Raw genomic sequence first — 25,902 nt, forward strand, 5'->3', positions numbered from 1 at the left:
GCCGACGTTGACCCGTGTCGCGGGCGGGATGATACTCCTGCGCCCACCGATCGCCGCCGAGGAGGCCCCGTGCCCGCCGTCGGAGCCGAACGTCTCCTGCGTTCCGGAACCACCCCACCCCCTCCGCCACCGCCCGGCCCTGGTGGAGCGGGGCGGGTGCCGGCGTGGCAGCCACCGTCATCGCCGCCCCCGGCGCAGCCGGCCCCGGGCCCGCCACGCGCTCCCGGAACCGGGCCCCCCGGCGGCGGACCGCAGGGTGGGCCCTCGCCGGGACGCCCCGGACACCTCCTGCCGATGCGCCCCCTCGGCGTCGGCGACGTCCTCGACGGCGCGATCACGATCTTCCGCCGTTGCTTCAAGGTGCTCGCGGTCATCGTCCTGCTCGTCCAGGGGCCCTACCAACTGGCCAGCGCGCTGGTTCTCGACCGTTTCCTGCCCGAGCTCGGGGACGAGGTGGCGTTCGAGCGCTTCTTCGAGAACACCGTCCCGGTCGAACTGCTGGCTCGTCTGCTCCTCGTCGGCGGGTCCGCCGCGATCGTCGGCCTGCTGGTCCACGTGTTGGCGGGCGGCGCGGTGGCGGCCGCGATCCGTGACTTCGACCACGGAGGCCGGGTTCGGGCCGGTGACGCCCTTCGGGCCAGCTTCGCGGTGTCGGGTGCGACCCTCGGCGCGAGCGTGCTCCTCCTCGCGGGCGGCATGGCGGTCGCCTTCGTGCTGATCGTCGCGCTCACCGTGCTGGGGTTCGCGGTCGTGCCTCTGGCGGTCGTCCTCGGCATTCTCGCCGTGCCCGTGCTCCTCGGCGCCGCCCTCGCCCTGGGGTACCTCGTCATCCCGATCGCGGTGCTCGAGGAGACCGGCCCCGTGCAGACCCTCGGCCGCGCCTGGTGGGTCCTGCGGCGCCGGTTCTGGTGGGTGCTCGGCGCGACCAGTCTGGCCCTGCTGCTGGTGGCGGCGCTCTCGTTCGGCTTCGGGATCGCGATGATGCTGGTGTCGCTGGTCGCCGGGCCCGCGGCGGCGGTGGTCGAGGCCGTGTTCGGCACGCTGAGCGCGATGGTGTCGGTGCCGCTGACGATCGCAGCGGCCCAACTGATCCACCACGACGCGAGGGTGCGGGCGGAGGGCTACGACCTGCGGGTGCGGGCGCAGCACGGAGGTGGGTTCTGACCTGCGCCCCGCTGCTCGCATCGGCGGCCGCCGTCGGCGGTCCGCTCGGGCACGACCCGTCCCGGCTCCGCGACGTGGCCCGCGACCTGCTGGCGCGACCGCCCTACACCGACGCGGCACCGGGGCCGGTCACCGACGTGCTGATGCGGGTCCGCCGGTGGCTGGCGGCGCTGCTCGACACGCTGCTCGGGGCCATCACCGGCAACACGGCGTTCGCCTGGGGCCTGGTGCTGGTGGCCACGCTGGTGCTGCTCGCCCTCGTGTTGCGGTGGGGAAGGCAGCTGTCGGCGGGCACGGCGGGCGCTCGTGGTCCCGCCCTTCCGCAGTCGCGGACCGCCGAGGACTGGCGGCGGGAGGTCGATGCGCACGTGCGTGCCCAGCGATGGCCGCCGGCGGTGCGGGCGGCCTACGGCGCCCTGGTGGCCGAGCTCGTCGCCGACGGTCACCTCGAGCACGCCGAGGGACGCACCGTGGGGGAGATCGACGACCACGTCCGCGGCGTGCTGCCGGGGCGGGCCGCGTCGATCGCCACGGCCGGCCGGGTGTTCGAGGACGTCTGGTACGGCCACCGCCAGGCGGTCCGCGAGGACGTCGACCGGGTCCTGGCGGCGTGCCGCCTGCAGCCGGCACGCTCGTGAGTGCCGCAGCGCAGCAGCAGCAGTCCTCCCGGGGGCAGGTGCTGCGGGGCCGCCTGGGGGTGGCGGCCGCGGTCGTCGCCCTGGTCGTCGCCGCGCTCCTGACGGGTACGACGACCACCGACGAACCGCTCGACCCGCGCTCGGCGGGCCCCGACGGGCTGCGCGGACTCGTGGACGTGCTGACCGCGGTCGACGTCGAGGTCGAGGTCGCACTGGAACCACCGGCGGACCGGTCGACGACCGCCTTCGTGCCGATCGACCGGCTCTCGCCCCAGCGGCGCGACGACTGGTCGGCCTGGGTTCGTGACGGCGGCCGGCTCGTCGTCGCCGATCCCGTCTCGCCACTGCACGAGCTCGTTGCCGTCGGGAGCGGGGTCGTGGACGTCATCGGCCCGACGACGCGAACTGCCGGATGCGCCCCGCTCCGCGACGTGCGTCTCACCCATGCGGACTGGGTGGGCTTCGAGGTGCCCGAGGGTGCGGGCGAGGCGTGCTTCGTCCTGGACGGAACCGACCGTTCGCGCGCGTGGCTCGTGGCCCAGCGACAGGGCGGTGGCACCGTCGTCGCCCTGGGATCGGCCACGCCGTTCACGAACCGGCTGCTCGACGACGAGGATCACGCCGTCCTGGCGGCGGCGCTGCTGGCGCCCTCGCCCGGCAGCGCCGTGCAGATCGTGCCGCGCGGTCCCGTCGGTGAGGGCGAGCGCTCGCTGCTGGACCTGGTCGCCGACAACGTCTGGCACGGGCTCGCCGTGCTGCTGGCGGCGGTGGTCGTCGCCGCCTCGGCCCGCGGCCGTCGACTGGGTCGTCCGGTGCCGGAACCGCTGCCCCCGGTCCTGCCCTCCGACGAGTTGACGACCTCGCTGGCGCACCTACTGCAGAGTTCGGGCCGCCGGGACGCCGCCGCCCGGCGGTTGCGCGAGGACGCCCGACAGGCGGTCGCTCGCGCCGTCGGCGTGCCACCGCACGGTCCGCCCGGTCGGCTCCTGGAACTGGCCATCCACCGGCTGGGGCTGGACCCACGCACCGCGACCGACGCCCTCGGCGACGGCGCCGTCAGCGACGACCGGCAACTTCTCGCCGTCCACGAAGCGGTGCGGCGCACACGGGCACGCGCCCGCGCCGACGTATCGTCCGACCGACCCGACGACCCATCGACCTGACGCTTCACCGACTTGTCGACAAGCCACCCGAAACGCCATTCCAGCGCCGCCACCACCCGGCCAGGCGTCGCACCCGCACCTGCCCGGTTCCGACCCTCGATCTCCAGGAGCTCCTCCGTGACCCAGCCCGTACCCCCGACGACGAGCGCCGAACCACACGCCGAGGCCGAGGAAGCCCGGTCGGCCCTGGTCGCCGTGCGCGAGGAGATCGCCAAGGTCGTGGTGGGCCAGGACGCGGTCGTCACCGGGCTGGTCACGGCGTTGCTGGTCCGCGGGCACGTCCTGCTGGAGGGCGTTCCCGGGGTCGCCAAGACCCTCCTGGTCAACACCCTGGCCGCGAGCCTGGACCTGCGGGCGGCCCGCGTCCAGTTCACCCCCGACCTGATGCCGGCCGACGTCACCGGCCAGCACCTGCTCGACGAGACGGGCACGGGATTCCGTTTCCGGGAGGGGCCGGTGTTCACCAACCTCCTGCTCGCCGACGAGATCAACCGCACGCCGCCGCGGACCCAGGCCGCCCTCCTCGAGGCCATGCAGGAGCGTCAGGTCACGACCGCGGGGGAGACGCGGCCGCTGCCGGACCCCTTCCTGGTCGTCGCGACCCAGAACCCGATCGAGTACGAGGGCACCTATCCGCTGCCCGAGGCACAGCTCGACCGCTTCCTGTTCAAGCTGCAGGTCGGCTACCCGACCGAGGCCCAGGAACGCGAGATCGTCGCGCGTCACGACCGCAGCGGGGACGCCACCGACGTCGGCAACGTCGGCGTGCGCCGGGTCGCGGACGCCGCCAGCCTCGCCGCGGGACGGTCCGCCGTCCGGCACATCCGCGTCGAGGACCCCGTCCGCGACTACGTCGTCGCGGTCGCGCGTGCCACCCGCGAGGCGCCGGCGGTGCAGCTCGGTGTCTCGCCGCGGGGGACCGCCATGCTGCTGCACGCCGCGAAGGCCTGGGCGTGGCTGGCCGGCCGTACCTATCTCACCCCCGACGAGGTGAAGGCGGTGGCGAAGCCGAGCCTGCGCCACCGGCTGCAGCTGCGGCCCGAGGCGGAACTGGACGGCATGGACGCCGACCTGGTGCTCGACGGCGTCCTCGACACCGTCCCGGTGCCACGGTGACCACGGTGCCTGCCGTACCCCACGGCACACCGGGCGTGCGGGACGCCCCGGTTCCCGCAGGGTTCTCGCGCGACTGGTGGTCCGGCACCGTGCCGTTCCCGACGCTGCGCGCCGCGGCCGTCCTGGCCGTCGCCGTGCCACTGCTGTGGCTGGCGCCGGTCACGATCCCGTTCTGGGTTCCCCTCGTGGTCGTGGCGCTGGCCGTCGCGGCCGACGCCTGCCTCACGCCGGCACCCTGGCGCATCGGCGTCGACCGCGAGCTGCCGACCACGGTCGCCCTCGGCACCGACTCGGAGCTCGCGTGGCGCGTGCGCAATCCCGTCGCGCGCGCCGTCACGGTCGAACTCGCCGACGAACTGGTTCCGAGCCTGGGCGCCGGCAGCCGCCGCACGCGGATGACGGTGCCGCCATCGGGCCGGCGCCGCGTGACCACCCGCCTCGCACCGACGCGCCGGGGCACCTTCACGCCAACGCGCGTGACCGTCCGGGTCGTCGGAGGCCTCGGCCTGGGGCAGCGGCAGGCGGACCGGTCGCTGCCGGGTCACCTCGAGGTGCATCCCGGGTTCCGCTCACGCGCCGCCGCCGAGCTGCGGGTCCGGCGCCACCGCGTTCTCGACGAGGGTCTGCGGGCCATCCGGGCCCGGGGCGCCGGGACCCAGTTCGACACGCTGCGCGACTACGTCGAGGGCGACGACGTCCGCCGCGTCGACTGGACCGCCACCGCCCGCGCCGGCCACCCGGTCGTGCGGACCTTCCGGGCCGAGCGCAACCAGCAGGTGCTGGCGCTGCTGGACAGTGGACGGCTCAGCGCCGCACTGGTCGACGGCGTGCCTCGCCTCGACCACGCCATGGACGCGCTCCTCGCGCTGGCCACCATCGCGGCCCGCTCGGGCGACCGCACCGGCATGCTCGCGTTCGGGGCCGAGGTGCGCGCCGTCGTGCCGCCCCGCGGTGACCGCGGTCATCTCCGTCGCCTGTCGACCGCCATGCACGCCCTGCAGCCGGAACTGGCGGAGAGCGACTACGGCGCGGCGTTCCGGACCGCCCTGGGACGGTTTCCCAGCCAGGCGACCCTGGTGCTGTTCACCGAGCTCGGCGCCGAGGCCGTCGAGGAACAGCTGCTCCCGGCGCTGCCCCTGCTCACCCGTCGCCACGCGGTGACCGTGGTGGCCGTCCGCGATCCCGCCCTGCAGCGCGCCCGGACGATGGTGGCGAGGACCGTCGACGACGCCTACCGGACCGCGGCCGCTGCCGCGATCGCCGCGCAACGGGCACGCACGGCGTCGCTGCTCCGTCGCTGCGGGGTCCAGGTGGTGGATGCCGTTCCCACCGACCTCGCCGGCGCCGTCGCCGACGCCTACCTCGAGACCAAGGCGCGCGGCCGCTGAGCCGTGCCGTCGGCCGCAAGCGCCTCGTCGTCCAGGCCCGCGCGCACCTCGCCGTAGGCGCCCGTCCGCCCGAGCCGAGCCGCGCGTGGGCCGAGGACCCCGACGTAGGCCACGAACGCTGCCCAGACCAGGGCGCCGGTACCGACCCGGGCCCACGCCGGCAGGGGGGCCGGGGTCACGTATCCCTCGAGCAGTCCGGCCACCAGGAACACCAGCACCAGCCCGAGCACGATGACCACGGATCGGCGGCCCTCCTCGGCCAGGGCGTCACGACGCGGGCGGTCGCCGGGTGCGACCACCGCCCAGCCGAGCTGCAGCCCGGCCCCCCCGGCGACGAACACCGCCGTCAGCTCGAGCAGTCCGTGCGGCAGGATCAGGCTCCAGAAGCGGCCGGCCTCGCCGGCGGCATGGAACAGTCCGGCGGCGGCGCCCACGTTGAGCCCGTTGAACAGCAGGATGGCGAGGGTCGGCACGCCCGCGGCGATGCCGCTGCCGAACGCCAGCGCGCCGACGCCGGCGTTGTTGGTGAACACCCGCGCGGCGAAGGTCGTGCCGGGCTCCGAGGAGTAGTAGGCCTCGAACTCCTCCTCGAGGTAGCTCTGCCGGGCCGCTTCGGGCATGGCGGCCTCGTAGGCGGCGGGACTGTTGGCGAGCCAGACCGCCACGGCGACGAACCCGGCGACGAACACCAGCGTGGCGACGGCGATGGCGCGGCGGGCGTGCCACACGGCGGCCGGGAAGGTCTCGCGCACGGCCGTGACGAACGTGGCCACGGTCCGTGGACGTGAGCCGTGGACGACGGCCGCGGACCGGCCGACGAGGGCGCTCAACCGCGATGACAGGCCAGGGTCGCGGTAGCGGGTCCGGACGGCGGCGAGCTGGCTGGAGACCCGCAGGTGCAGCCGCACCAGCTCGTCCAGCTCGGGATCGGAGAGCCGGCCCACCCCCCGGGAGCCGCGGCGCGCGAGCTCGTCCAGCCGGTCCCAGGTCGGCTGGTTGGTCCTGATGTAGGTGTCGATGTCCGTGGCGGTCCCGGATCCTCGGAGGTGACCTCGTCGCGTCAGCTACCGTCCGAGCCGGAGTCTAGGAGACCGAACGTGACTGCCCAGCCGGGTCCGGTGCGGACCGTCACCCCCGAGGGCGTCGAACTCGACCTCGAGTACGCGACCGTCGGCTCGCGCGGTATCGCCTACCTGCTCGACGTGGTGATCGTCGGTTGCCTGCTGGCGCTGGTCGGCGTCGCCGAGGCCACCTTCGGGGTCAGCGGGTTCGTCCCGGGCTGGCTCGGGCTCGCGCTGCTGCTGTTGTTCGCCTTCATGCTGCAGTTCGGGTATCCGATCGCCTTCGAGACGCTCTGGCGCGGACGCACGCCGGGGAAGGCGGCCATGGGGCTGCGCGTCGTCACGACCGAGGGGGCCCCGGTGGGCCTGCGCCACGCCGCGGTCCGTGCGGTGGTCGGCCTGCTCGAGCTGTGGCCGACCGCCGGGATCCCGGCGATGGTCACCTCCATCCTCACCGCACGGGGCCAGCGCCTGGGGGACCTGGCCGCCGGCACCGTCGTCCTGCGGGTGCAGCGGGCCTCTCGTGCGCCGGTGGCCCACGAGTTCCGTCCGCCGCCGGGTCTCGAGGCCTACACCGCCCGCCTGGACGTGACCCGGCTCGGTACCCACGACTACGGCACCGTGCGCGACACGCTGGTCCGGCTGGAAGAGCTGGCGCCCCACGCGCGTCGCGAGGTCGCCGAGGCCGTCGCCAACCGCCTCCTCGACCGGGTCGGTCCGCCGCCGCCGCCCGACGTGCCCGCCGACGTCTGGCTCGCCTGCGTGGCTGCCGCCGTCCACCTGCGCCGGCGATCGTCCGCCGGTGGGGCGCCGGCTCCGCGCGCTGTCGGCGAACGCCCGACCGCCACGCCGGCCTTCGTCGACCGCGCGAACCAGCCAACGGCCGACGCACCGACGCCGCCTTCCGATGCACCTTCGCCACCCGCCCCGTCGCCGTTCGCGCCGCCCGACTAGGGACGAGCTGTCGCTTCGTCGTTCAAGCGACACATCGACAAAGCGGGAACCGTGCCCGGCTCGGCACACGCGGGGCCCCGGGCGGGCGCCGCTACGCTTCGACGTCCGCGCCGCCGCCGGAAACCCAGTCCCGAAAGTCGGCTCCGTCCCATGGCCTACCAGGTGAAGCTCGAGGTCTTCGAGGGGCCGTTCGACCTGCTCCTGCAGTTGATCTCGCGGCGCAAGCTGGATGTCACCGAGGTGGACCTGGCCGACATCACGGCCGACTTCCTCGCCCACCTCGAACGGGGGATCGAGGATCTCGACCTCGAGACGGCGACCCGATTCCTCGTCGTCGCCGCGACGCTGATCGAGCTGAAGGCGGCGCGCCTGCTCCCGCGTGAGGAACGCGACGAGCTCGAGGACCTGCTCGGCGACGCGCGCGACCTGCTCTACGCCCGGCTGCTGGAGTACCGCGCCTTCCGTGACGTCGCCCGCATCTTCGCCCACCGGCTCACCATGCACGAGAGCAGCCTGGGCCGCGAGGTCGCCCCCGAGCCGTGGCTGCAACGGTTGGTCCCCGCCACCCCACTGTCGGTCGACGTGGCCGGCCTCGCGGCGATCGCGGCGTCCGCGCTGACGCCGACCACCGAGGCGCCCGTCGACCTGAGCCACATCCGGCGCAGCTACATCACCATCCGCGAGGCCGCCGTCGATCTGATGGGACTGCTCGGCGACGACGACGGCACGCCTGCCACCTTCGCCGATCTCGTCGGCGGCCGCGACCGTGGCGACCGGGTGGTGTACTTCCTGGCCCTGCTCGAGCTGTTCAAGCTCGGCCACGTCGACCTCGACCAGCCAGACCACCGCGGCCCGCTGGCCATCGCCCGCCGCCATGGCGGCCAGGACCTCGCCTCGCTCACCGAAGACGACGATCCCGACGCGTCCGACGGAGCCGAAGCTCCGCTCGAGGCGCCGGGCGAACTCCGAGGAGTCTCGTGAACGCTCACGACCCCACCACCGACGCCATTCCCGACGTCGGCGACGCCACCGACGTCCCCGACCAGCAGGCGGCCGGCGGCCTGCCGGTGGTCGACACCACGGTCGCCCGGCCGGCGGACGATGACCTGCGCCCGGGGATCGAGGCGCTGCTGTTCCTCGCCGACGAGCCGCTGGACGCGGTGGCGATCGCCGAGGTCGTCGACCGCGACGTGGCCGAGGTCGAGACCCTGCTGAGCGAACTGCAGGCGGCCTACGCGGCGGCACCGGGTGGCATCGAGGTGCGCCAGGTCGCGGGCGGGTGGCGGATGTACACGGCGCCAGCGGCGCGGCCGGTCCTCGAACGGTGGGCGCTGGCGGGGCGGACCGGGCGGCTCACCCAGGCCGCGCTCGAGACGCTGGCCGTCGTGGCGTACAAGCAGCCGATCAGCCGCAGCGAGGTCGGCGAGATCCGAGGCGTCAGCGCGGACGGCGCCGTGCGCAGCCTCGTGGCCCGCGGGTTCGTCACCGAGGTCGGGCGGGACGAGGGGCCCGGCCAGGCCGTGCTGTACGGGACCACGACGCTGTTCCTGGAGCGGCTCGGGCTGCAGAGCCTGGACCAGTTGCCGCCGCTCACCGACTTCCTGCCCGAGGCGCCCGCCCCCGACGAGCCGGAACCGGGCACGTTCCGCGACGTCAGGCGCCGACTCGCCGGTGGCGACGAACTGCCCGTACGTGGCGTGTTCGAGGGCCGGCGCACCAACACCGGCGGCGAGGACGAGACCGCCGATGACGACGACGAGGCGATGCCCGCACCCACCACCGCCGTCGGCGCCGGCCGCGGTGGCGGTGACATCGACGAACTCACCGACCGCCTCGAGCAGGCGGCCCGCAACGCGGTCGACCGGCTGCGGCAGGCCGTCGCCGCCGGGGACGAGGCCGACGACCGGGACGGCGATGACGCACCGGACGATCCTGCCGACCGTGGACCGCGCGATGACACCGATGGGAACGGCTGATGGCTGAGGAACGCGTGCAGAAGGTGCTGGCCGCGGCCGGCATCGCGTCGCGCCGGGCGTGCGAGGAGCTCATCGCTGCGGGCCGGGTCAGCGTCAACGGCGAGGTGGTGTCGCTCGGGGCCAAGTGCGACGCACTCGAGGACGTGATCGAGGTCGACGGGGAGCGCGTCAGCACCGACCCGGACAAGGTCTACGTGCTGCTGAACAAGCCGCGTGGCGTGGTCACCACGGCCGACGACCCCCAGGGCCGCCCGACCGTGATGGACCTGGTGAACCTGCCGCAACGCCTGTACCCGGTCGGCCGCCTCGACCAGGACACCGAGGGGCTGCTGCTGCTCACCAACGACGGCGAACTGACGCATCAGCTGTTGCATCCCTCGTTCGAGGTCGAGCGCACCTACGTCGCCCTGGTGCCCGGACCGGTCCGGAAGAAGGCGATGGCCCAGCTTCGCGAAGGCGTCGAACTCGACGACGGGATCGCCCGCGCCCGTCATGCCCGCGTGCTCGAGGAGGAGCACGGCCGCGCGCTGATCGAGCTGGTCATGACCGAGGGGCGCAAGCGCGAGGTCCGCCGCATGTTCGGCGCACTCGGGCTCACGGTCGAGCGCCTCGCCCGGGTCGCGTACGCCGGCGTCGAGCTCGGCGACCTGCGGCAGGGCAAGTGGCGCTTCCTGACCCAGGCCGAGATCGGCCGCCTGCACGCCGCCGTCCGGTCGGCAGATCGATCCGACGACAACTCGACTGGTCGACAAACCGCCGCACGGGACGGCCGCCGCAGCAGCCGCCGTGAACGGGACGCCCGCAGCGCCAACGCCGCACGCGCGACCCGACGCGGAGGCCAGCGATGAACGGGCAACGGGTTCGTGCGCTGCGCGGGGCGACCACGCTCGACCACGACGACCGCCAGCACCTCATCGAACGGACCCAGGAACTGATGGCGGCGGTGTTCGAGCGCAACGGCCTGGTCGAGGAGGACCTGATCTCGATCGTGTTCACGGCCACCGACGACGTCCATGCCGCGTTCCCCGCCGAGGCGGCGCGGGAGGCGGGCATCACGCACGTGCCGCTGCTGTGCGCCCGGGAGCTGGAGATCGACGGTGGCATCGGGCGCTGCATCCGCATCCTCGTGCACGCCTACACCGACCGGGGGGCGCGCGAACTTCGCCACGTCTACCTCCACGAGGCCCGTCAGCTGCGCACGGACCTCCCGGAATGACCGCGAACCGGCCCGGCGAGGAACGATGGACGCCCAGAACGCGGTCCCGGCCATACCGGGGCCTGGCTCACCCGGGGAACGGCCCGCAGCGGCGCACTGAGCGCGTCGTCCCAGCTCGGCCAGCCGGATGAGCGCGCGCGGGAGCAGCGACGGCCCTGCCACGCCCCGCCGCGTCGCCGTCGTCGGTGGCGGCCTCGTGGGGGGCTCGGTGGCACTCGCCTGCCGCGCCGCCGGCGTCGACGAGGTCGTCCTCACCGACGCGTCGGCCGGGGTTCGCGAACGTGCGGCCGCGCGGGGACTCGCGGACCGGGTCGAGCACGACGTCGCTGCCACGGTGCACGGCGCCGAGGTCGTCTTCGTCGCCGTGCCCGCCGCCGCGGTGGCCGCCGTGGTCGAGAAGGTCGCCGAACACGCCGCCCCCGACGCCGTGATCACCGATGTGGCCAGTCTCAAGTACGACTTGACGGTCGACGTCGAGTCGAGGTTGACTGCCTCGAGCCGCGGTCCAGACCGGTTCGTCGGCGGTCACCCCATGGCTGGCTCCGAACGGAGCGGCCCCGAGGCCGCGGACGCGACCCTGTTCCAGGGGGCGACCTGGGTCCTCACGCCGACCGCCGGCACCGCGCCGCGGACGCTGCAGGCCGTCTCGGCCCTGCTGCGCCGGTTCGGCGCGCGGGTCCTCGCGCTGGGCCCGGCGCGTCACGACGAGCTGGTGGCGCTGGTCAGTCACCTGCCCCAGCTGGCGGCCAGCACGCTGGCCGACGTGGCCGGGCAGGTCGCGGAGGAGGCCGGCGAGGTCGTGCTCGCCCTCGCCGGAGGCGGGTTCCGCGACACCACCCGCGTCGCGGCGTCCGACGCCGCCCTCTGGCGCGGCATCCTGGCCGGGAACCGTGTCGCGGTCCTGGCGGCGCTCGACCGCTACCAGGACCGGCTCGCACAGGTCCGCGAGGCGCTCGAGGCCCACGACGACGACGGCCTCGAGACCGTCCTGGAGCGCGCCAGCCTGGCGCGGCGGCGCCTGGTGCCGAAGGCCGTCCACGACGCGGTCGTCGACCTGGTCGTCGCGCTCGACGACCGGCCCGGCACCCTGGCGGTCGCGACCACCGCACTGGGCGAGGCCGGCATCAACGTCGAGGACCTGGCCATGCGCCACGCCGTCGACGGCGGCCGGGGCGCCCTGCTGGTCCGCGTGTCGGCGACCGAACGCGACCGGGCCCTCGCCGCGCTCGTCGGACAGGGGCTCGCGGCCCACGTGGAGGCCTCGTGAACCAGCGCGAGATCCAGCCGCTCGAGCTCCCGCCGGACGCCGTGGTGCCGATCCCGGGCTCGAAGAGCATCACCAACCGCGCGCTCGTCACGGCCGCCCTGGCGACGGGGACCTCGACGCTCCGGGGCGTGCTGTTCGCCGACGACACCGAGGCCATGCTCGACGCCCTGGCCCGACTCGGTGTCGCACTCGAGGTCGACCGTTCCGCCGCCAGCGTCGTCGTGCACGGGCTCGCAGGCACGGTCCCGGCGGGCCCGGCCCACCTCGACGTCCGACTGTCGGGCACCACGGCGCGGTTCCTGGCGCCGATGCTGGCACTCGGGCGCGGCACCTATGTGCTCGACGCGGCCCCGCCGTTCCGCGCCCGACCGATGGCGCCGCTGTTCGAGGCGCTGCGTCAGCTCGGCGTCACGGTCGACGAGCACGAACGGGCGGGCCATCTTCCCGCCAGCCTGACCTCCAGCGGCGCCCGCGGGGGGCACCTGACCGTCCCGGCGGACGGCTCGAGCCAGTTCCTCTCCGGCCTGTTGCTGAGCGGCCCGGCGATGGCGGACGGCCTGCACGTGCGCATCGCCGGCGACCTCGTGTCGCGCCCCTACGTCGCCATGACGATCGCCGTGATGGACGCATTCGGCGCGCAGGTCACCACGGACGGCGACGGAAGCGGCTTCGAAGTGGCGCCCGGGGGCTACGGCGCGGTGACCTACGGGATCGAGCCGGACGCCAGCGCGGCCTCGTACTTCCTCGCCGCCGCCGCCATCACCGGGGGACGGGTGCGTATCGAGGGACTCGGGCGCGGCGCGCTGCAGGGCGACGTCGCCTTCGCGGACGTACTGGAACGCATGGGGGCCGAGGTGCGCTGGCACCCCGACGCCGTCGAGGTTCGCGGGACCGGGACCCTGCGGGGCATCGAGGTCGACATGGCCGACATCTCGGACACGGCGCAGACGCTCGCGGCCGTGGCCGTGTTCGCCACCTCGCCCACCCGCGTCCGCGGCATCGGGTTCATCCGTCACAAGGAGACCGACCGCGTCGGCGCCGTGGTGGCGGAGCTGCAACGGCTCGGCATCGACGCGCGCGAGGAGGCCGACGGCTTCGTCGTCCACCCCGGCACCCCCTCTCCGGGCCGGGTCCGCACCTACGACGACCACCGCATGGCGATGAGCTTCGCGCTGCTCGGGCTGCGGGTCCCCGGCATCGTCATCACCGACCCCGACTGCGTCGCCAAGACGTTTCCCGACTACTTCGCGGTCCTCGAGGGTCTCCGCCGCCAGGACCCCGCTCCGGCCGGGGGCGCACCGACACGCGGGTAGGGTGGCGCGGTCCGCCCCACCGCAGCTCCAGGAGTCCGGTCGCCGTGCCCGTCGATGCCTCGTCGAGCGTCCCGTCGTCGGACGAGCCCGTCCGGGCCGCCGGACCCGTCATCGCCATCGACGGCCCTGCCGGCTCGGGCAAGTCGTCGGTCGCCCGGCGCGTCGCCGAGCGGCTCGGGCTGCCCCATGTCGACACCGGGGCCCTCTACCGCGCGGCCACGCTCGCGGTCCTGCGCGCCGGCGTCGACCCCTCGGACGCCGACGGGTGCGCCGAGGTGGTCGGCAGCATCACCCTGACCCGCGAGGACGACCGCACCTACCTCGACGGCGAGGACGTCGAGGACGAGATCCGCGGCGACGAGGTGACCGCCTCGGTGTCCGCGGTGTCGGCCCACGCCGAGGTGCGGGGCGCGCTGCTGCCGGCACAGCGTCGCGCCGTCGACGAGGCCGGCGGCGTGGTCGAGGGCCGCGACATCGGCTCCGAGGTCCTGCCCGACGCCGACCTCAAGGTCTTCCTGACGGCGAGTGTCGAGGAACGGGCGCGACGGCGGGGCCAACAGTCAGGGCGTGACGACCTCGACGTCCTGGCGCAAGAGATCGAGGCCCGCGACGCCGCCGACGGCGGCCGCGAGGTCTCGCCCATGGCCGTCGCCGACGACGCCTGGGTCCTCGACTCGTCCGACCTCGACGTCGACCAGGTGGTCCAGGCCGTCGTCGACCGGGTGCACGAGGTCGCCGGGCCGGCGTTGCTCGACCCCCTGGCGGCGCACCGGTCGCTGCCGCGGGTGGCGATCGTCGGGCGCCCCAACGTCGGCAAGTCCACGCTGGTCAACCGCATCCTCGGCAGCCGCGTCGCCATCGTGGAGGAGAAGCCCGGCGTCACCCGTGACCGCACCGAGCATCCCGCCGACTGGCTCGGGCGGCACTTCCTCGTCGTGGACACCGGCGGCTGGGAGCACCAGGCGGAGGGCATGGCCGCCCGCATCGTCGAGCAGGCCGAGGCCGCCGTCGCCGACGCCGACCTGGTCGTCTTCGTGGTGGACGCCACGGTCGGGGCGCTCGAGGACGACGAGCGCTACGCCCGCCTGCTGCGCCGGAGCAAGGTGCCGACGCTGCTGGTGGCGAACAAGGTCGACAACGACCGGCAGGAAGCGCTGGTCCACGAGCTGTACGGGCTCGGGCTGGGGGCTGCACACCCGGTCTCGGCGCGCCACGGCCGCGGCGTCGGCGACCTGCTCGACGAGGTGTTGGCGGCGTTGCCGGACCTACCCACCGGACCGCCGCCCGTGTCGCAGGTGCCGCGCGTCGCCATCGTCGGCAAGCCGAACGTGGGCAAGTCGTCGCTGTTCAACCGTCTGCTGGGGGAGGAGCGCTCGATCGTCGACAGCGTCCCCCACACCACCCGCGACGCCGTCGACACCATGATCGAGGTCCCCGGCCCGCCCGGCCCGGACGGCGAGGTCCGCGGTGAGCCGTGGGTGTTCGTCGACACGGCCGGCATGCGGCGGCGCTACCGGCACGGCGAGGACACCGAGCTGTACTCGGTCGACCGCACCCGCGCCGCCATCGAGTCCGCCGACCTGGTGCTGTTCGTCGTCGACGCGTCCGAGCCGCTGGGGGAGCAGGACCAGCGGCTGGCGGCGCTGCTGCGCGAAGCGGGCCGTGGGGTCGTGCTGGTGTGCAACAAGTGGGACCTCGTCGACGAGGACCGCCGCTACGAGCTCGAGAAGGAGCTCGACCGGCTGCTGTCGTTCGCGGCCTGGGCACCCCGCGTGAACATCTCCGCCGCGAGCGGTCGTGGCATCCGCCGCCTGCTGCCGCAGCTGCGCGCCGTCTGGGTCAACTACCGGCGCCGGATCCCGACGCGGGCGGTCAACCAGATCGTCGAGGAGGCCGTGGCGCGCCACCCGCTGCCGCGCCAGGGCAACCGCAACCTCAAGATCCGGTACGCGACCCAGGCCGAGGTCGCGCCGCCCCGCTTCATCCTGTTCGCGAACGGGCGCCTGCCCCCGTCCTACCGCCGCTACCTCGAACGCGAGCTGCGCGAGCACCACGACTTCGTCGGGGTCCCGCTGGTGATCGAGGACCGGCCCCCGGCGCCCCGCAACCGGCGCTGACCAGCCGCGCAACCGGCGCTGAGCGGCGCCCGAAACGCGCGGCGGGATGACCCGGTTGGCCCGTCCGGTGTGCACCGGGTAGCGTGCGGCCTCCGCGAGACCGGCTCGACCGGTCCGCGCTGGTGGCCGACGTCACCGTCCGTGCGCAGGTGACGGACGGAGTCTGACGCCGGGTCCTCCACCGGGCTGTGGCGCAGTCAGGTAGCGCACTCGTCTGGGGGGCGAGGGGTCGCCGGTTCAAGTCCGGCCAGCCCGACGCATCCGCCGGGGTCCCACGTGGACCCCGGCGGTCGTGTGTCCGCGCGGGGTGGGCCGTCGCGAGGCAGTAGCGTGTCCGGCCGGCACACGAGGTGGCAGGGGCCAAGGATGCGGTTCTACGACCTGGGCGGTGGTGGTCAGGAGCGGCTCGCGTCGCGGCGGATCCTCACGATCCCCAACCTGCTGTCGTTCGCGCGCCTGGCGATCCTGCCGGTCGTCTACCTCGACCTGACCTCGGGCCGGTTGCTGCGGGCATTCGTGCTGCTGGTGGTGTTCACCTCCAGCGACTGGTTCGACGGCTACCTCGCGCGGCGACTGGACCAGGTCACCGAACTCGGCAAGCTGCTGGACCCGATCAGCGACCGGATCCTGTTCGTCGTCGTCGGTGTGGCCTATGTCGTGGCCGGGCTGCTGCCGCTGTGGGTGGTGCTGGTGCTGGTCGTGCGCGACGTGCTCGTCGGCGTCGCCGGGGCGTTGCTGGTCGCCCGCGGCGGCAGGGCCCCCGACGTCACCCGACTGGGCAAGACGGCCACCTTCGGGTTGATGTGGGCCCTGCCGATGTTCCTGCTCGCGGGCATCGCCGGCGACGGCGCGGAGGCGCCACAGCCGGTGCTGTACGCGATCGCCTGGATCCTGTTGCTCGTCAACGCCGCCCTGTACTGGATCGCCGCCATCGACTACGCCCGCATCGTGCGCCGTCGCGCGGCCGCCGTCGCCGCCGCGACGGACCAGCCCGAGCCGTCCGAGGGGGACGGGAACCCGGGCCGTGAGCTGCGGTAGGGTGCGCGGGTCGGCGTCCACGCCGACACCGGGAGCACGCGCTCCCGCGCCTTGCACCCACATCTTTGACGGGAGTGCTCTGACGTGGCGGACGAGACGCCGAGCGAGCTGCGCTACACCGAGCAACACGAGTGGCTTCGCGACGACGGCGAGGTGATCGCGGTCGGCATCACCAGCTTCGCCCAGGAGCAGCTCGGTGACGTCGTCTACGTCGACCTGCCGAGCCCGGGCGCCGAGGTCGAGCAGGGCCAGGTGTTCGGCGAGGTCGAGTCGACCAAGTCGGTCTCCGATCTGTACGCGCCGGTCAGCGGCGTCGTGGTCGAGCGCAACGAGGACCTCGACGAGCGGCCCGAACTGGTCAACCTCGATCCCTACGGGCAGGGCTGGATGGTCACGATCCGCCCGGGCAACCGCGAGGAACTCGAGGGCCTGCTCGACGCCGAGGGCTACCAGCAGCTCGCCGACAGCTGAGTCCGGCCAGGCCTCGACGCGCGGTCGAACCCCGCGCCGTTTTCGGGCTGCGCGGGAGCGGCCGGTCGTCTACGCTGCCCGACCCGCCACGGCTCGAGGCTTGACCTCGACCTGACGGCGAGCCTGGTGGCGGCAGCGCCGCTCACCGCCCGCAGATGACCCTTTGGGTGGCAGGAGACGACGTGTACTGCAGCCAGTGCGGCGAGCAGGTCCCCGAGGACGCCAACTTCTGTCCGTCCTGCGGGGCGAAGGTGGTCACCGCCCCCGGCGGGCACGAGCACACCACGGCGGCGATCGAAGTTGGTGCCTTCGACCCCTCGCACGAGCTCGGCGACCTGCCCGCGCTCGAGCCGGGCACGGGCATGCTCGTGGTCGTCCGAGGTCCCAACGCCGGGGCCCGGTTCCTGCTCGACCACGACCCGGTCACCGTGGGGCGGCATCCCGACTCCGACATCTTCCTCGACGACGTCACCGTCTCGCGTCGGCACGCCGAACTCGGCGTCGGGCCCGAGGGCGCGCTCGTCCGCGACCTCGGCAGCCTCAACGGCAGCTACGTCAACGGCGAACGCGTCGACGAACGCCTGCTCGCGACGGGCGACGAGGTCCAGATCGGACGGTTCAAGCTCCTCTTCGTGGGCGACGGCGGCGATCCGGACGGATCGGCGCCGTGAAGTCCCTCACCATCGGTGAGGTGCTGAACCGGCTCAAGGACGAGTTCGACGACATCACGATCTCCAAGATCCGGTTTCTCGAGGCCGAAGGGTTGATCTCGCCGGACCGGACCGAGTCGGGGTACCGCAAGTTCACCGCGGAGGACATCGACCGGCTGCGCTACGTGCTGCGGGCACAGCGCGACCGGTACCTGCCGCTGAAGGTGATCAAGGACGAACTCGACCGCATGGACGCCGGCCTGCCCGTCGGCGGCCAGCCCGGCGTCGACACGCCGGCGATGGTCGGCTACCGCGACGACGCCGTCGGCACGGCCGCGGACGACCCCGACGCCACGCCGCCGGCTGGCACCCCGGCGACCGGCGCGTCCCGGCCCGCTTCGGTGCTCGAGCCACCCGCGACGGACGTCCGGCTGAGCGCCGCGGAGCTCGCCGATGCGACCGGACTGACCGAGCGCGACGTGGCGCAACTGCGTGACCACGGCCTGTTGGGCCCCGGACCCCATCACGACGCCGACGACCTGCAGGTGGCCAAGGTCGCCCGGTCGCTGCTCGACTCCGGCCTCGAGGCCCGACACCTGCGCATGTACCGCCAGTTCGCCGACCGCGAGGCGGCCCTCGCCGAGCAGTTGGTGGCGCCGCTGCTGCGCCAACGCAACCCCGACAGCCGCCGCTCCGCCTCCGACCAGGTGGAACGGCTCGTCGACGCCGGCGGCGCCCTGCACCACGCGCTGCTGGCGCGTCAACTGCGCACCCTGCTCGGCTCGTGACCGGAGCGGGTCGGCACCTGCCGCTTCGGCGTGCGCTCGCGGCCACGATGGCCGCGGCGGGGGCGATGCTGGTCGGCGCGACGCCGGCCGTGGCCGAGCTCGCGCCACCACCGGTCGCCGCCATCGACCCGAAGCCGGCAGACGACTGGCCACGTCCGACACCCGACGAGGTGGCCGCGTCGCACTGGGTACTCGTCGAGGGGGCGACCGGTCAACGGCTCGCCGAGCACCGTGCCGACGAGCAGCGCGCGGTCGCGTCCACCATCAAGGTGCTGACCGCGCTCACGGCGATCGGCAGGGTCGACCTCGACGACGAGGTCACCGTCGGCGAGGAGGTCCTGGTCGGCGGCGCGTCGGTGGGACTGGAGCCGGGCGAGACCTGGAGCGTGCAGCAACTCCTCGAGGCGATCCTGGTCCGCTCCGGCAACGACGCGGCCGAGGCGCTCGCGACCCACGTCGCCGGGACGACCGAGGACTTCCTCGAGCTGATGGAGGCGGATGCCCAGGCGTTGGGGCTGCCGCCGCGCGGGTTCGGCAGTCCGAGCGGCCTCGGTGACACCAATGAACTGTCGGCCTACGAGCTCGCCACCATCGCGCGGGCCGCGCTGGCCGACGACCGGCTGCGACCGATCCTGGCGCAGGAGCAGACCGAGCTGCCGGGGCAGGGGACGGTCGAAAACCGCAACGAGCTCCTCGGCAGCTATCCCGGGGCGAGCGGGGTCAAGACCGGGTTCACGCTGGCGGCCGGAAACAGCCTCGTCGCCAGTGCGCAGCGCGACGGCCGCGAGCTGATCGCCGTCGTGCTCGACGCCGGCGACGACCCGGCCAGGTTCGCGCAGGCGGCGCGACTGCTCGACCTCGGGTTCTCCGCGTTCCGCGCCCAGGAGCTCGCGCTGGAGCTGGAGTTGTCCGTGGCCGGCGGGCGCCGTGCCTTCGTCCTCGAGCCGGCGCCCCTGACGATCCCGACCGACGCCGTGCACGAACTGGTCGTCGACCTGCCCGCACGGGTCCCCGAGGGGCCGATCGCGGTTGCCGTCGAGGTCGACGGCACCCCGGTCGCGATGACCCAGGCCGAGGCGGTGGACCACCACGCATCGACCACCGCGGCCTCGGCCGCCGACCTCGGCGCGGCGCTGGCCGACGGTGCCTACGCGACCCTTCGGGCGGCCGCCGCGGCAGGGTCGCTCCGCTAGCCTGCAGCACTCGACGACCCAGGAGCACCCCTCGTGATCGAGATGGAGCTCGTCGGCGTGCGGGTGGAGCTGCCCGCGAACCAGCCGATCGTGTTGCTCAAGGAGCGGCACGGCACCCGCTACCTCCCGATCTGGATCGGGGCGGTCGAGGCGACGGCGATCGCGTTCGCGCTCCAGGGGGTCGAGACGCCGCGGCCCCTGACCCACGACCTGTTCGTCGAGGTGCTGGGGGAGCTCGGTGCCGAACTGGCGGCGGTCCACGTGACCGCGCTGCGCGACGGCACCTTCTTCGCCGAGCTGCACCTCGCCCACGACGGCGTCGAGCACACCATCTCCGCGCGACCCTCGGATGCGATCGCCCTCGCGAGCCGCCTCGACAACGTCCCGATCTTCGGCGCCGAACAGGTGCTCGAGGAGGCCGGGCTCGAGATCGAGTCCACCGACGAGGACGGCGAGGAGGGCGTCGACGCCGAAGAGGCGGTGCGCCAGTTCCGCGAGTTCCTCGAGGACATCACGCCCGAGGACTTCCGCGAGCACTGATCAGCCCGGGGAACGCGGCGAGCATCGGCCGCCATCGGCGGGCGCGGGTCGCGCTGCCTGGGCCCCGCGGCGCCGCCAGGACGTGTCCTTCGATGCCTTTCGTGCCTCCTCGCCGCGCCGGTCGGAAGCTCCCTGCGAGTGCCGCCTGCACCAACTGGGCGCAGGAACCGTTCCCTTTCGGCCCTTTCTGTGGCATTCCGATGCCGATAACCCTCGACTCTTTCGTGAGCGTTGAGGGTCTGGCAACGCTCGAGCAGCCATTGACACGGGTGTAGTTCCGCCCGTAGCCTCGCTGGTATCGGACTGGTGGAGCGCCGCGCTGCAGCCGCCTCCACCGCCGCCAAGGACCGCGAAGTGGGGGCTGCGGCCGTCTCGCCCTCCACCGTCAGCCAGGAGCGATCGTGACCTCGATGCCGGAAGCCGGACAACTCGCCCTGGACGTCGGCGACGCGGGGGTTCGCGAGGGCTACCGCGGGTCGGCCGCGACCAAGATCGTCGGGATCACCTACCGCCAACTCGACTACTGGGCCAGGACCGGACTCGTCGAGCCGAGCGTCCGCAAGGCGACCGGGTCGGGCACGCAGCGGCTGTACTCGTTCGACGACGTGGTGCGGCTGCGCGTGGTCAAGCGGCTGCTCGACACCGGCGTCTCCCTGCAGAAGGTGCGCCTGGCCGTCGACGAACTGCGTGCGCGCGGGCGGTCGCTCGCCGACGCGACGCTGGTGTCGCACGGCGAGTCGGTCTACTTCCTCGACGACGACGCTTCGCTGGTCGACCTGCTGCGGCGCGGCCAGGGCGTGTTCGCCATCGCGCTGGGTCCGGTCATCGACGAGCTGCGCGGCGAGGTGACCGCCTTCCCGACCGAGCGGCTCGACGACCTCGACGAGACCGGTGCGGACGCGGCACCGTCGGCCACGGACGCACCGGGCACCGCCGTCACCGGCTGAGGCAAGGCCGGTTCAGCGCTCGCCGAGCCGGGCGCGCAACCAGGCGATGTCGCCCGCCTGGTCCCCGTCGTCGCCATCGGGCGTCTCGACGATGACGTCGGCGCCGGCGGCGCGGACGACCTCGACCATGACGTCGGGATCGATGCGGCCCGCGCCCAGGTTCTGGTGCCGGTCGCGTCCGGAGCCGAAGTCGTCCTTCGAGTCGTTGAGGTGGACGAGGTCGATGCGGCCGGTGATGGCCACGATGCGCTGCACCGCGTCGTCGAGCTTCTCGCCGGCCGCGTGGGTGTGGCAGGTGTCGAGGCAGAAGCCGAACGGGGTCGTCACCCCGTCCAGCGCGTCCCAGAGCCGGGCGATCCGGTCGAAGTGCCGGGCGACGGCATTGTTCCCGCCCGCGGTGTTCTCGATCAGGATCGGCACGGAGGTCTCGAGCCGCTCCAGGGTCGAGCGCCAGTTGGTGAAACCCTCGGTGACGTCGTCGTCCTCGGGCAGGTGCCCGCCGTGCACGATCACCCCGAGCGCGCCGATCGCCTCGGCCGCCCGCACGGTCTTCTCCAGCAGCTGGCGGCTGGGATGCCGCACCCGGTTGTTCGTGGTGGCGACGTTGACGAGGTAGGGGGCGTGCACGTAGATCGCCACGTCGCTGGCACGCAGGGCGTCGGCGTCCTCGCGCGGCTTGGGCCCCCGGAACTGCTGGGGCGCGGAGAGGAACAGCTGGACCGCGTCGGCCTGGCGGTCCGCGGCCGCGGCGAGCGGGTCCTGGGCGGGCACGTGCGCGCCGATGCGCATGGAACCGGGCTTTCGACGAGGTCTGACGGGTCCGTTTCGAGGCTAGCGCGCGTCGTTGGCAGCAGGCGCCCACGGCTGGTTCGATGCGGCACCGGCGACGCGGCCGCCCGCCCGCCGGTCGGTTCGCCCGCCCCGTCGTCGCCTCGTGGAGTTCGCCCGTGTCCGACACGACCGATCGCGCCCAGCTCGAGGACGCCACCGGCTTCCACCGCCGTCACCTCGGCCCCGATGCCGCCGACCACCGGGCGATGCTCGACGTGCTCGGCGTCGACTCCGTCGGCGAACTGCTCGACCGTGCCGTGCCGGACAGCATCCGCGACGACGCGCCGCTGGAGCTGCCCGAAGCCACGGACGAGGCCACCGTGCTGGCCCGGCTGCGTGACCTCGCCGAGCAGAACACGCCCCGCAGGGCGTTCATCGGGCTCGGCTACCACGGCACCGTGACCCCCGCGGTCATCCGTCGCAACGTCCTCGAGGACCCGGGCTGGTACACCGCGTACACGCCCTACCAGCCCGAGATCTCCCAGGGCCGGCTCGAGGCGCTGCTGGTGTTCCAGACCATGGTGCGCGACCTGACGGGCATGGACCTCGCGGGGGCGTCGCTGCTGGACGAGGCGACCGCGGCCGCCGAAGGGCTGACGCTGTGCCACCGCGTGTCCCGCAAGAAGGGACCGGGAGGCGGTGACGCGTCGACGCTGCTGGTCGACGCGGGCTGCCACCCGCAGACGATCGCGGTCGTGCGCACGCGGGCCGTGCCGCTCGGGCTCGACCTGGTCGTGGCCGACCTCCGACGCGACGGCGCCCTCGACGAGCTCGACCTCGACGACGTCGTGGCGGCACTGCTGCAGCAGCCGACCACCGACGGGCTCGTGGTCGACGACCGCGACCTGATCGAGACCCTCCACGAGGCCGACGTCCTCGTGACCGTCGCGACCGACCTGTTCGCCTGCACCGTCGTCACCTCGCCGGGCGAGCAGGGGGCGGACGTCGTCGTCGGCTCCACCCAGCGGTTCGGCGTCCCCATGATGTACGGCGGCCCGCACGCCGGCTTCCTCGCCACCCGCGACCGGTTCGCCCGCAACCTGCCGGGACGGCTGGTCGGCGTGTCCGTCGACGCGGCCGGCCGCGACGCCTTCCGGCTCGCGCTGCAGACCCGCGAGCAGCACATCCGCCGCGAGAAGGCGACCTCGAACATCTGCACCTCGCAGGTGCTGCTCGCCGTTGTCGCCGCGATGTACGCCGTGCACCACGGTCCCGACGGGCTGCGCCGGATCGCGCTGCGGATGCACGTGTACACCGCCGCGCTGCGGGCGGTGCTGGTCGAAGCCGGGCTCGAGGTCCGTGGCGACACCTGGTTCGACACCATCACCGTCGCCGTCCCCGCTGGTGCGAACGACGTGCTCGCCGCCGCGGCGGAGGCCGGCTACGAACTCGGGCGGGTGCCCTCGCCGACGAACGAGGGGGAGTGGGACCCGGACGCCGTCCGGGTCGCCTTCGACGAGACCACGCGCCTCGACGACGTGGTCGCCGTCGCCAGCGTGCTGACGGGGACGACGGTCGCCGCCGCTGCAGTGGCCCAGCGGGTCGAGGACCTGCTCGTCGACGACGAGGCGCCGTTGCCGGGTGTCCCCGACGCGTTGCACCGGACCAGCGACTACCTCACCGACCCCCGCTTCCACCGGTACCGGTCGGAGACGGAACTGCTGCGGTGGCTGCGGAGCCTGAAGGCGAAGGACGTCGCGCTCGACCGTGCCATGATCCCGCTCGGGTCGTGCACCATGAAGCTCAACGCGGCCGCCGAGATGGAAGCGGTCACCTGGCCCCAGTTCGCCGACCTGCACCCGTTCGCCCCGGTCGACCGCTCGGCCGGGACGCGACAGGTCATCGCCGACCTCGAGGCGTGGCTGGCCGAGATCACCGGCTACGACGCCGTCAGCCTGCAGCCCAACGCCGGCTCGCAGGGCGAGTTGGCCGGCCTGCTCGCCATCCGCGGCTACCACCGCGCCAACGGTGACACCGACCGTGACGTCTGCCTCATCCCGTCGTCGGCGCACGGCACCAACGCGGCCAGCGCCGTCATGGCCGGCATGCGGGTCAAGGTGGTCGCCTGTGACGACGACGGCAACGTCGACGTTGACGACCTGAAGCGGCTGGCCGACGAGAACGCCGACCGCCTCGCCGCGCTGATGGTGACCTACCCCTCGACGCACGGGGTGTTCGAGCGGCGCATCGGCGACATCTGTGCCCTGATCCACGACCACGGTGGTCAGGTCTACCTCGACGGCGCCAACCTCAACGCGCTGGTCGGCGTGGCACGGCCCGGCCGCTTCGGCGCCGACGTCAGCCACCTCAACCTGCACAAGACCTTCTGCATCCCGCACGGCGGTGGCGGGCCGGGGGTCGGGCCGGTCGCGTGCCGGTCGCACCTCGCGCCCTACCTGCCGACCCATCCGCTGGTGCCCGAGTCCTGGCACCCCGCCAGCCACGAGCTGCCGCCGGAGGCACGGACCGGTCCGGTCGCCGCAGCGCCGTGGGGTTCGGCGGGCATCCTGCAGATCTCGTGGGCCTACATCGCGCTGATGGGTGCCTCGGGGCTGCGGGCCGCGACCGAGACGGCGATCCTCAACGCCAACTACGTCGCGGCGCGGCTCGCCGACGGCTATCCGGTGCTCTACACCGGCGAGAACGGCCTGGTGGCGCACGAGGCCATCGTCGACGTGCGTGCCTGGAAGGAACGCTCGGGCATCAGCAACGAGGACGTCGCCAAGCGCCTCATCGACCACGGCTTCCACGCGCCGACGATGTCGTTCCCCGTGGCGGGAACGCTGATGATCGAGCCGACCGAGTCGGAGTCGAAGGCGGAGCTCGACCGGTTCTGCGACGCGATGCTCGCCATCCGTGAGGAGGAGGCGCAGGTCGCCGCGGGGGAGTGGCCACGCGACGACAACCCGCTCGTCAACGCCCCCCATCCCGCCGAGGACCTGCTCGACGACGACTGGAAGCACGCCTACTCGCGCGCCGAGGCGGCGTACCCTCCCGGCGTTCGCCGTGACGACAAGTACTGGCCCCCGGTGTCGCGCATCGACAACGCCCACGGTGACCGCAACCTGGTCTGCGCCTGCCCGGCGCCCGAGGCGTTCGAGGACTGACGATGTCGCTGCTGCTCCCCGGCGCCTTCCTGGTCGTCGGGCTGGTCGTCCTGGTGTTCGCCGCCGACCAGTTCGTCGCCGGTGCCGAGGCGGTCGCGCTGCGGCTGCGCTGGTCGGCGGCCGTCATCGGCGCCGTCGTGGTCGGCTTCGGGACCTCGCTGCCCGAGTTCGTCACGTCGGTGACCGGTGCGTGGCGGGGCGACGCCGACCTGGCGATCGGCAACGCGGCCGGATCCAACGTCGCCAACCTGCTGCTCATCCTCGGGATCGCCGCCCTCGTGGCGCCGATCGCCGGCCGACGCGACCAGGCCCCGGTCCGAGACGGGATCATCGCCGGCGTCGGTGGGGTGGTGCTGCTGGCGCTGTCGATCGACGGGGCCATCGGCGTGGTCGACGGGATCGTGCTGGTCGTCGCGCTGCTCGCGGCCGTGGCTTGGCAGGTCCGAGCGGCGTCGGACGGCCCGCCCGGCGGCGACGAGATGCCGCTGGCACCGGCCGACCGGTTCGTCGGTGCACGGGTGGTGCTGGGACTCGCCGGGGTGCTCGTCGGTGCGCAGCTGCTCGTCAGCGGCGCGATCGACCTCGCCGAGGCGGCCGGGCTGCCCCAGATCCTGATCGCGTCGGTCCTGGTGGCGGTCGGGACCTCGCTGCCCGAGCTCGCGACCGCGGTGGCATCGGCCCGTCGCGGGCAGGTCGAGATCCTGCTGGGCAACCTGCTGGGCTCCAACGCCTTCAACGCGCTGTTCGTCGTCGGTGGATCCGCGCTGGTCGCCGCCGCGCGCGGTGACGGGCTGGCCGTGGACACGCCCGCGCTGGCGGTCGTGGTGGCGGCCGCCGTCGTCACCGGGCTGGCGGCGATGGTCCTCGCGCGGCGCCCGATCGTGTCACGCCCGGTCGGCGCAGTGCTGGTCGCGCTCCACCTCGCCTCGGTCCCGGCGCTGCTCGCCATCAGTTGACCCGGGCC

General features: G+C 73.7%; 24 protein-coding genes and 1 tRNA gene. 23 read left to right on the forward strand and 2 right to left on the reverse strand.

What is annotated here, in order from left to right; all coding sequences use genetic code 11:
* Positions 1-294 precede the first annotated feature (294 nt).
* The 5 genes from ACERMF_RS07370 to ACERMF_RS07390 all read left to right on the forward strand — a co-directional run bounded on the left by ACERMF_RS07370 (position 295) and on the right by ACERMF_RS07390 (position 5,469).
* Positions 295-1,164, forward strand: coding sequence for a hypothetical protein (locus ACERMF_RS07370; protein WP_373668410.1), 870 nt, complete (start codon positions 295-297; stop codon positions 1,162-1,164).
* Between the two features lie 74 nt (positions 1,165-1,238).
* Entirely contained in the window at positions 1,239-1,802 is a 564-nt protein-coding gene (locus ACERMF_RS07375) for a DUF4129 domain-containing protein (RefSeq protein WP_373668411.1), read from the forward strand.
* A complete protein-coding gene (locus tag ACERMF_RS07380; protein WP_373668412.1) occupies positions 1,799-2,965 on the forward strand; it encodes a DUF4350 domain-containing protein in 1,167 nt (388 codons plus the stop codon). Before ACERMF_RS07375 ends, ACERMF_RS07380 begins: the two co-directional genes overlap by 4 nt.
* Before the next feature lie 117 nt (positions 2,966-3,082).
* Entirely contained in the window at positions 3,083-4,081 is a 999-nt protein-coding gene (locus ACERMF_RS07385) for an AAA family ATPase (protein ID WP_373668413.1), read from the forward strand.
* Entirely contained in the window at positions 4,078-5,469 is a 1,392-nt protein-coding gene (locus ACERMF_RS07390; RefSeq protein ID WP_373668414.1) for a DUF58 domain-containing protein, read from the forward strand. Before ACERMF_RS07385 ends, ACERMF_RS07390 begins: the two co-directional genes overlap by 4 nt.
* On the opposite strand, the gene ACERMF_RS07395 is transcribed toward ACERMF_RS07390, so the two are convergent.
* The gene (locus ACERMF_RS07395; RefSeq protein ID WP_373668415.1) at positions 5,439-6,413 is read right to left on the reverse strand and encodes a stage II sporulation protein M; all 975 of its coding nucleotides are present in this window, start codon (positions 6,411-6,413) and stop codon (positions 5,439-5,441) included. The two genes, ACERMF_RS07390 and ACERMF_RS07395, sit on opposite strands and share 31 nt — an antisense overlap.
* A 153-nt stretch (positions 6,414-6,566) precedes the next feature.
* Here ACERMF_RS07395 and ACERMF_RS07400 point away from each other — a divergent pair, with 153 nt between their 5' ends.
* The 16 genes from ACERMF_RS07400 to ACERMF_RS07475 all read left to right on the forward strand — a co-directional run bounded on the left by ACERMF_RS07400 (position 6,567) and on the right by ACERMF_RS07475 (position 21,000).
* On the forward strand, positions 6,567-7,484 hold the full coding sequence (locus tag ACERMF_RS07400) for an RDD family protein (protein ID WP_373668416.1): 918 nt from the start codon (positions 6,567-6,569) through the stop codon (positions 7,482-7,484).
* 150 nt (positions 7,485-7,634) lie between these two features.
* Complete coding sequence (locus tag ACERMF_RS07405) at positions 7,635-8,465, forward strand: ScpA family protein (protein WP_373668417.1); 831 nt, start codon at positions 7,635-7,637, stop codon at positions 8,463-8,465.
* Positions 8,462-9,460 (forward strand): SMC-Scp complex subunit ScpB, encoded by a 999-nt coding sequence (gene scpB, locus ACERMF_RS07410; RefSeq protein ID WP_373668418.1) that lies wholly within the window; start codon positions 8,462-8,464, stop codon positions 9,458-9,460. Before ACERMF_RS07405 ends, scpB begins: the two co-directional genes overlap by 4 nt.
* Complete coding sequence (locus tag ACERMF_RS07415; RefSeq protein ID WP_373668419.1) at positions 9,460-10,308, forward strand: pseudouridine synthase; 849 nt, start codon at positions 9,460-9,462, stop codon at positions 10,306-10,308. Before scpB ends, ACERMF_RS07415 begins: the two co-directional genes overlap by 1 nt.
* Positions 10,305-10,676 carry a chorismate mutase gene (gene aroH, locus ACERMF_RS07420; protein WP_373668420.1) on the forward strand — a complete coding sequence of 124 codons (372 nt, stop codon included), beginning with the start codon at positions 10,305-10,307 and terminating at the stop codon, positions 10,674-10,676. The genes ACERMF_RS07415 and aroH overlap by 4 nt, the downstream gene beginning before the upstream one ends.
* Before the next feature lie 127 nt (positions 10,677-10,803).
* A complete protein-coding gene (locus ACERMF_RS07425; RefSeq protein ID WP_373668421.1) occupies positions 10,804-11,943 on the forward strand; it encodes a prephenate dehydrogenase/arogenate dehydrogenase family protein in 1,140 nt (379 codons plus the stop codon).
* Positions 11,940-13,256 (forward strand): 3-phosphoshikimate 1-carboxyvinyltransferase, encoded by a 1,317-nt coding sequence (aroA, locus tag ACERMF_RS07430; RefSeq protein ID WP_373668422.1) that lies wholly within the window; start codon positions 11,940-11,942, stop codon positions 13,254-13,256. The genes ACERMF_RS07425 and aroA overlap by 4 nt, the downstream gene beginning before the upstream one ends.
* A 44-nt stretch (positions 13,257-13,300) precedes the next feature.
* Positions 13,301-15,373: a ribosome biogenesis GTPase Der gene (gene der / locus ACERMF_RS07435; RefSeq protein ID WP_373668423.1), complete on the forward strand. Its 2,073-nt coding sequence runs from the start codon at positions 13,301-13,303 to the stop codon at positions 15,371-15,373.
* A 182-nt stretch (positions 15,374-15,555) separates the two neighbouring features.
* Positions 15,556-15,629, forward strand: a tRNA-Pro gene (locus ACERMF_RS07440).
* A gap of 110 nt (positions 15,630-15,739) precedes the next feature.
* The gene (locus ACERMF_RS07445; protein WP_373668424.1) at positions 15,740-16,411 is read left to right on the forward strand and encodes a CDP-alcohol phosphatidyltransferase family protein; all 672 of its coding nucleotides are present in this window, start codon (positions 15,740-15,742) and stop codon (positions 16,409-16,411) included.
* A gap of 84 nt (positions 16,412-16,495) precedes the next feature.
* Entirely contained in the window at positions 16,496-16,882 is a 387-nt protein-coding gene (gene gcvH / locus ACERMF_RS07450; RefSeq protein ID WP_373668425.1) for a glycine cleavage system protein GcvH, read from the forward strand.
* 182 nt (positions 16,883-17,064) lie between these two features.
* Positions 17,065-17,553 carry an FHA domain-containing protein gene (locus ACERMF_RS07455; protein WP_373668426.1) on the forward strand — a complete coding sequence of 163 codons (489 nt, stop codon included), beginning with the start codon at positions 17,065-17,067 and terminating at the stop codon, positions 17,551-17,553.
* Complete coding sequence (locus tag ACERMF_RS07460) at positions 17,550-18,320, forward strand: MerR family transcriptional regulator (RefSeq protein WP_373668427.1); 771 nt, start codon at positions 17,550-17,552, stop codon at positions 18,318-18,320. The genes ACERMF_RS07455 and ACERMF_RS07460 overlap by 4 nt, the downstream gene beginning before the upstream one ends.
* Positions 18,317-19,513: a D-alanyl-D-alanine carboxypeptidase family protein gene (locus tag ACERMF_RS07465; protein WP_373668428.1), complete on the forward strand. Its 1,197-nt coding sequence runs from the start codon at positions 18,317-18,319 to the stop codon at positions 19,511-19,513. The genes ACERMF_RS07460 and ACERMF_RS07465 overlap by 4 nt, the downstream gene beginning before the upstream one ends.
* 33 nt (positions 19,514-19,546) lie before the next feature.
* Entirely contained in the window at positions 19,547-20,053 is a 507-nt protein-coding gene (locus ACERMF_RS07470) for a bifunctional nuclease family protein (protein ID WP_373668429.1), read from the forward strand.
* Positions 20,054-20,463: 410 nt separating this feature from the next.
* Positions 20,464-21,000, forward strand: coding sequence for a MerR family transcriptional regulator (locus ACERMF_RS07475; protein ID WP_373668812.1), 537 nt, complete (start codon positions 20,464-20,466; stop codon positions 20,998-21,000).
* A 12-nt stretch (positions 21,001-21,012) separates the two neighbouring features.
* Here the strand turns inward: ACERMF_RS07475 and ACERMF_RS07480 are convergent, their stop codons facing one another.
* A complete protein-coding gene (locus ACERMF_RS07480; protein ID WP_373668430.1) occupies positions 21,013-21,789 on the reverse strand; it encodes a deoxyribonuclease IV in 777 nt (258 codons plus the stop codon).
* A gap of 83 nt (positions 21,790-21,872) precedes the next feature.
* Between ACERMF_RS07480 and gcvP the strand changes: the two genes are divergently transcribed.
* Positions 21,873-24,938, forward strand: a complete 3,066-nt coding sequence (gcvP, locus tag ACERMF_RS07485; RefSeq protein ID WP_373668431.1) for an aminomethyl-transferring glycine dehydrogenase — start codon at positions 21,873-21,875, stop codon at positions 24,936-24,938.
* Positions 24,939-24,940: 2 nt separating this feature from the next.
* Positions 24,941-25,894: a sodium:calcium antiporter gene (locus ACERMF_RS07490; RefSeq protein WP_373668432.1), complete on the forward strand. Its 954-nt coding sequence runs from the start codon at positions 24,941-24,943 to the stop codon at positions 25,892-25,894.
* Positions 25,895-25,902 lie beyond the last annotated feature (8 nt).

Origin of the sequence: Egicoccus sp. AB-alg6-2, assembly GCF_041821025.1 — a bacterium.
In the GTDB taxonomy this organism is placed as follows: domain Bacteria; phylum Actinomycetota; class Nitriliruptoria; order Nitriliruptorales; family Nitriliruptoraceae; genus Egicoccus.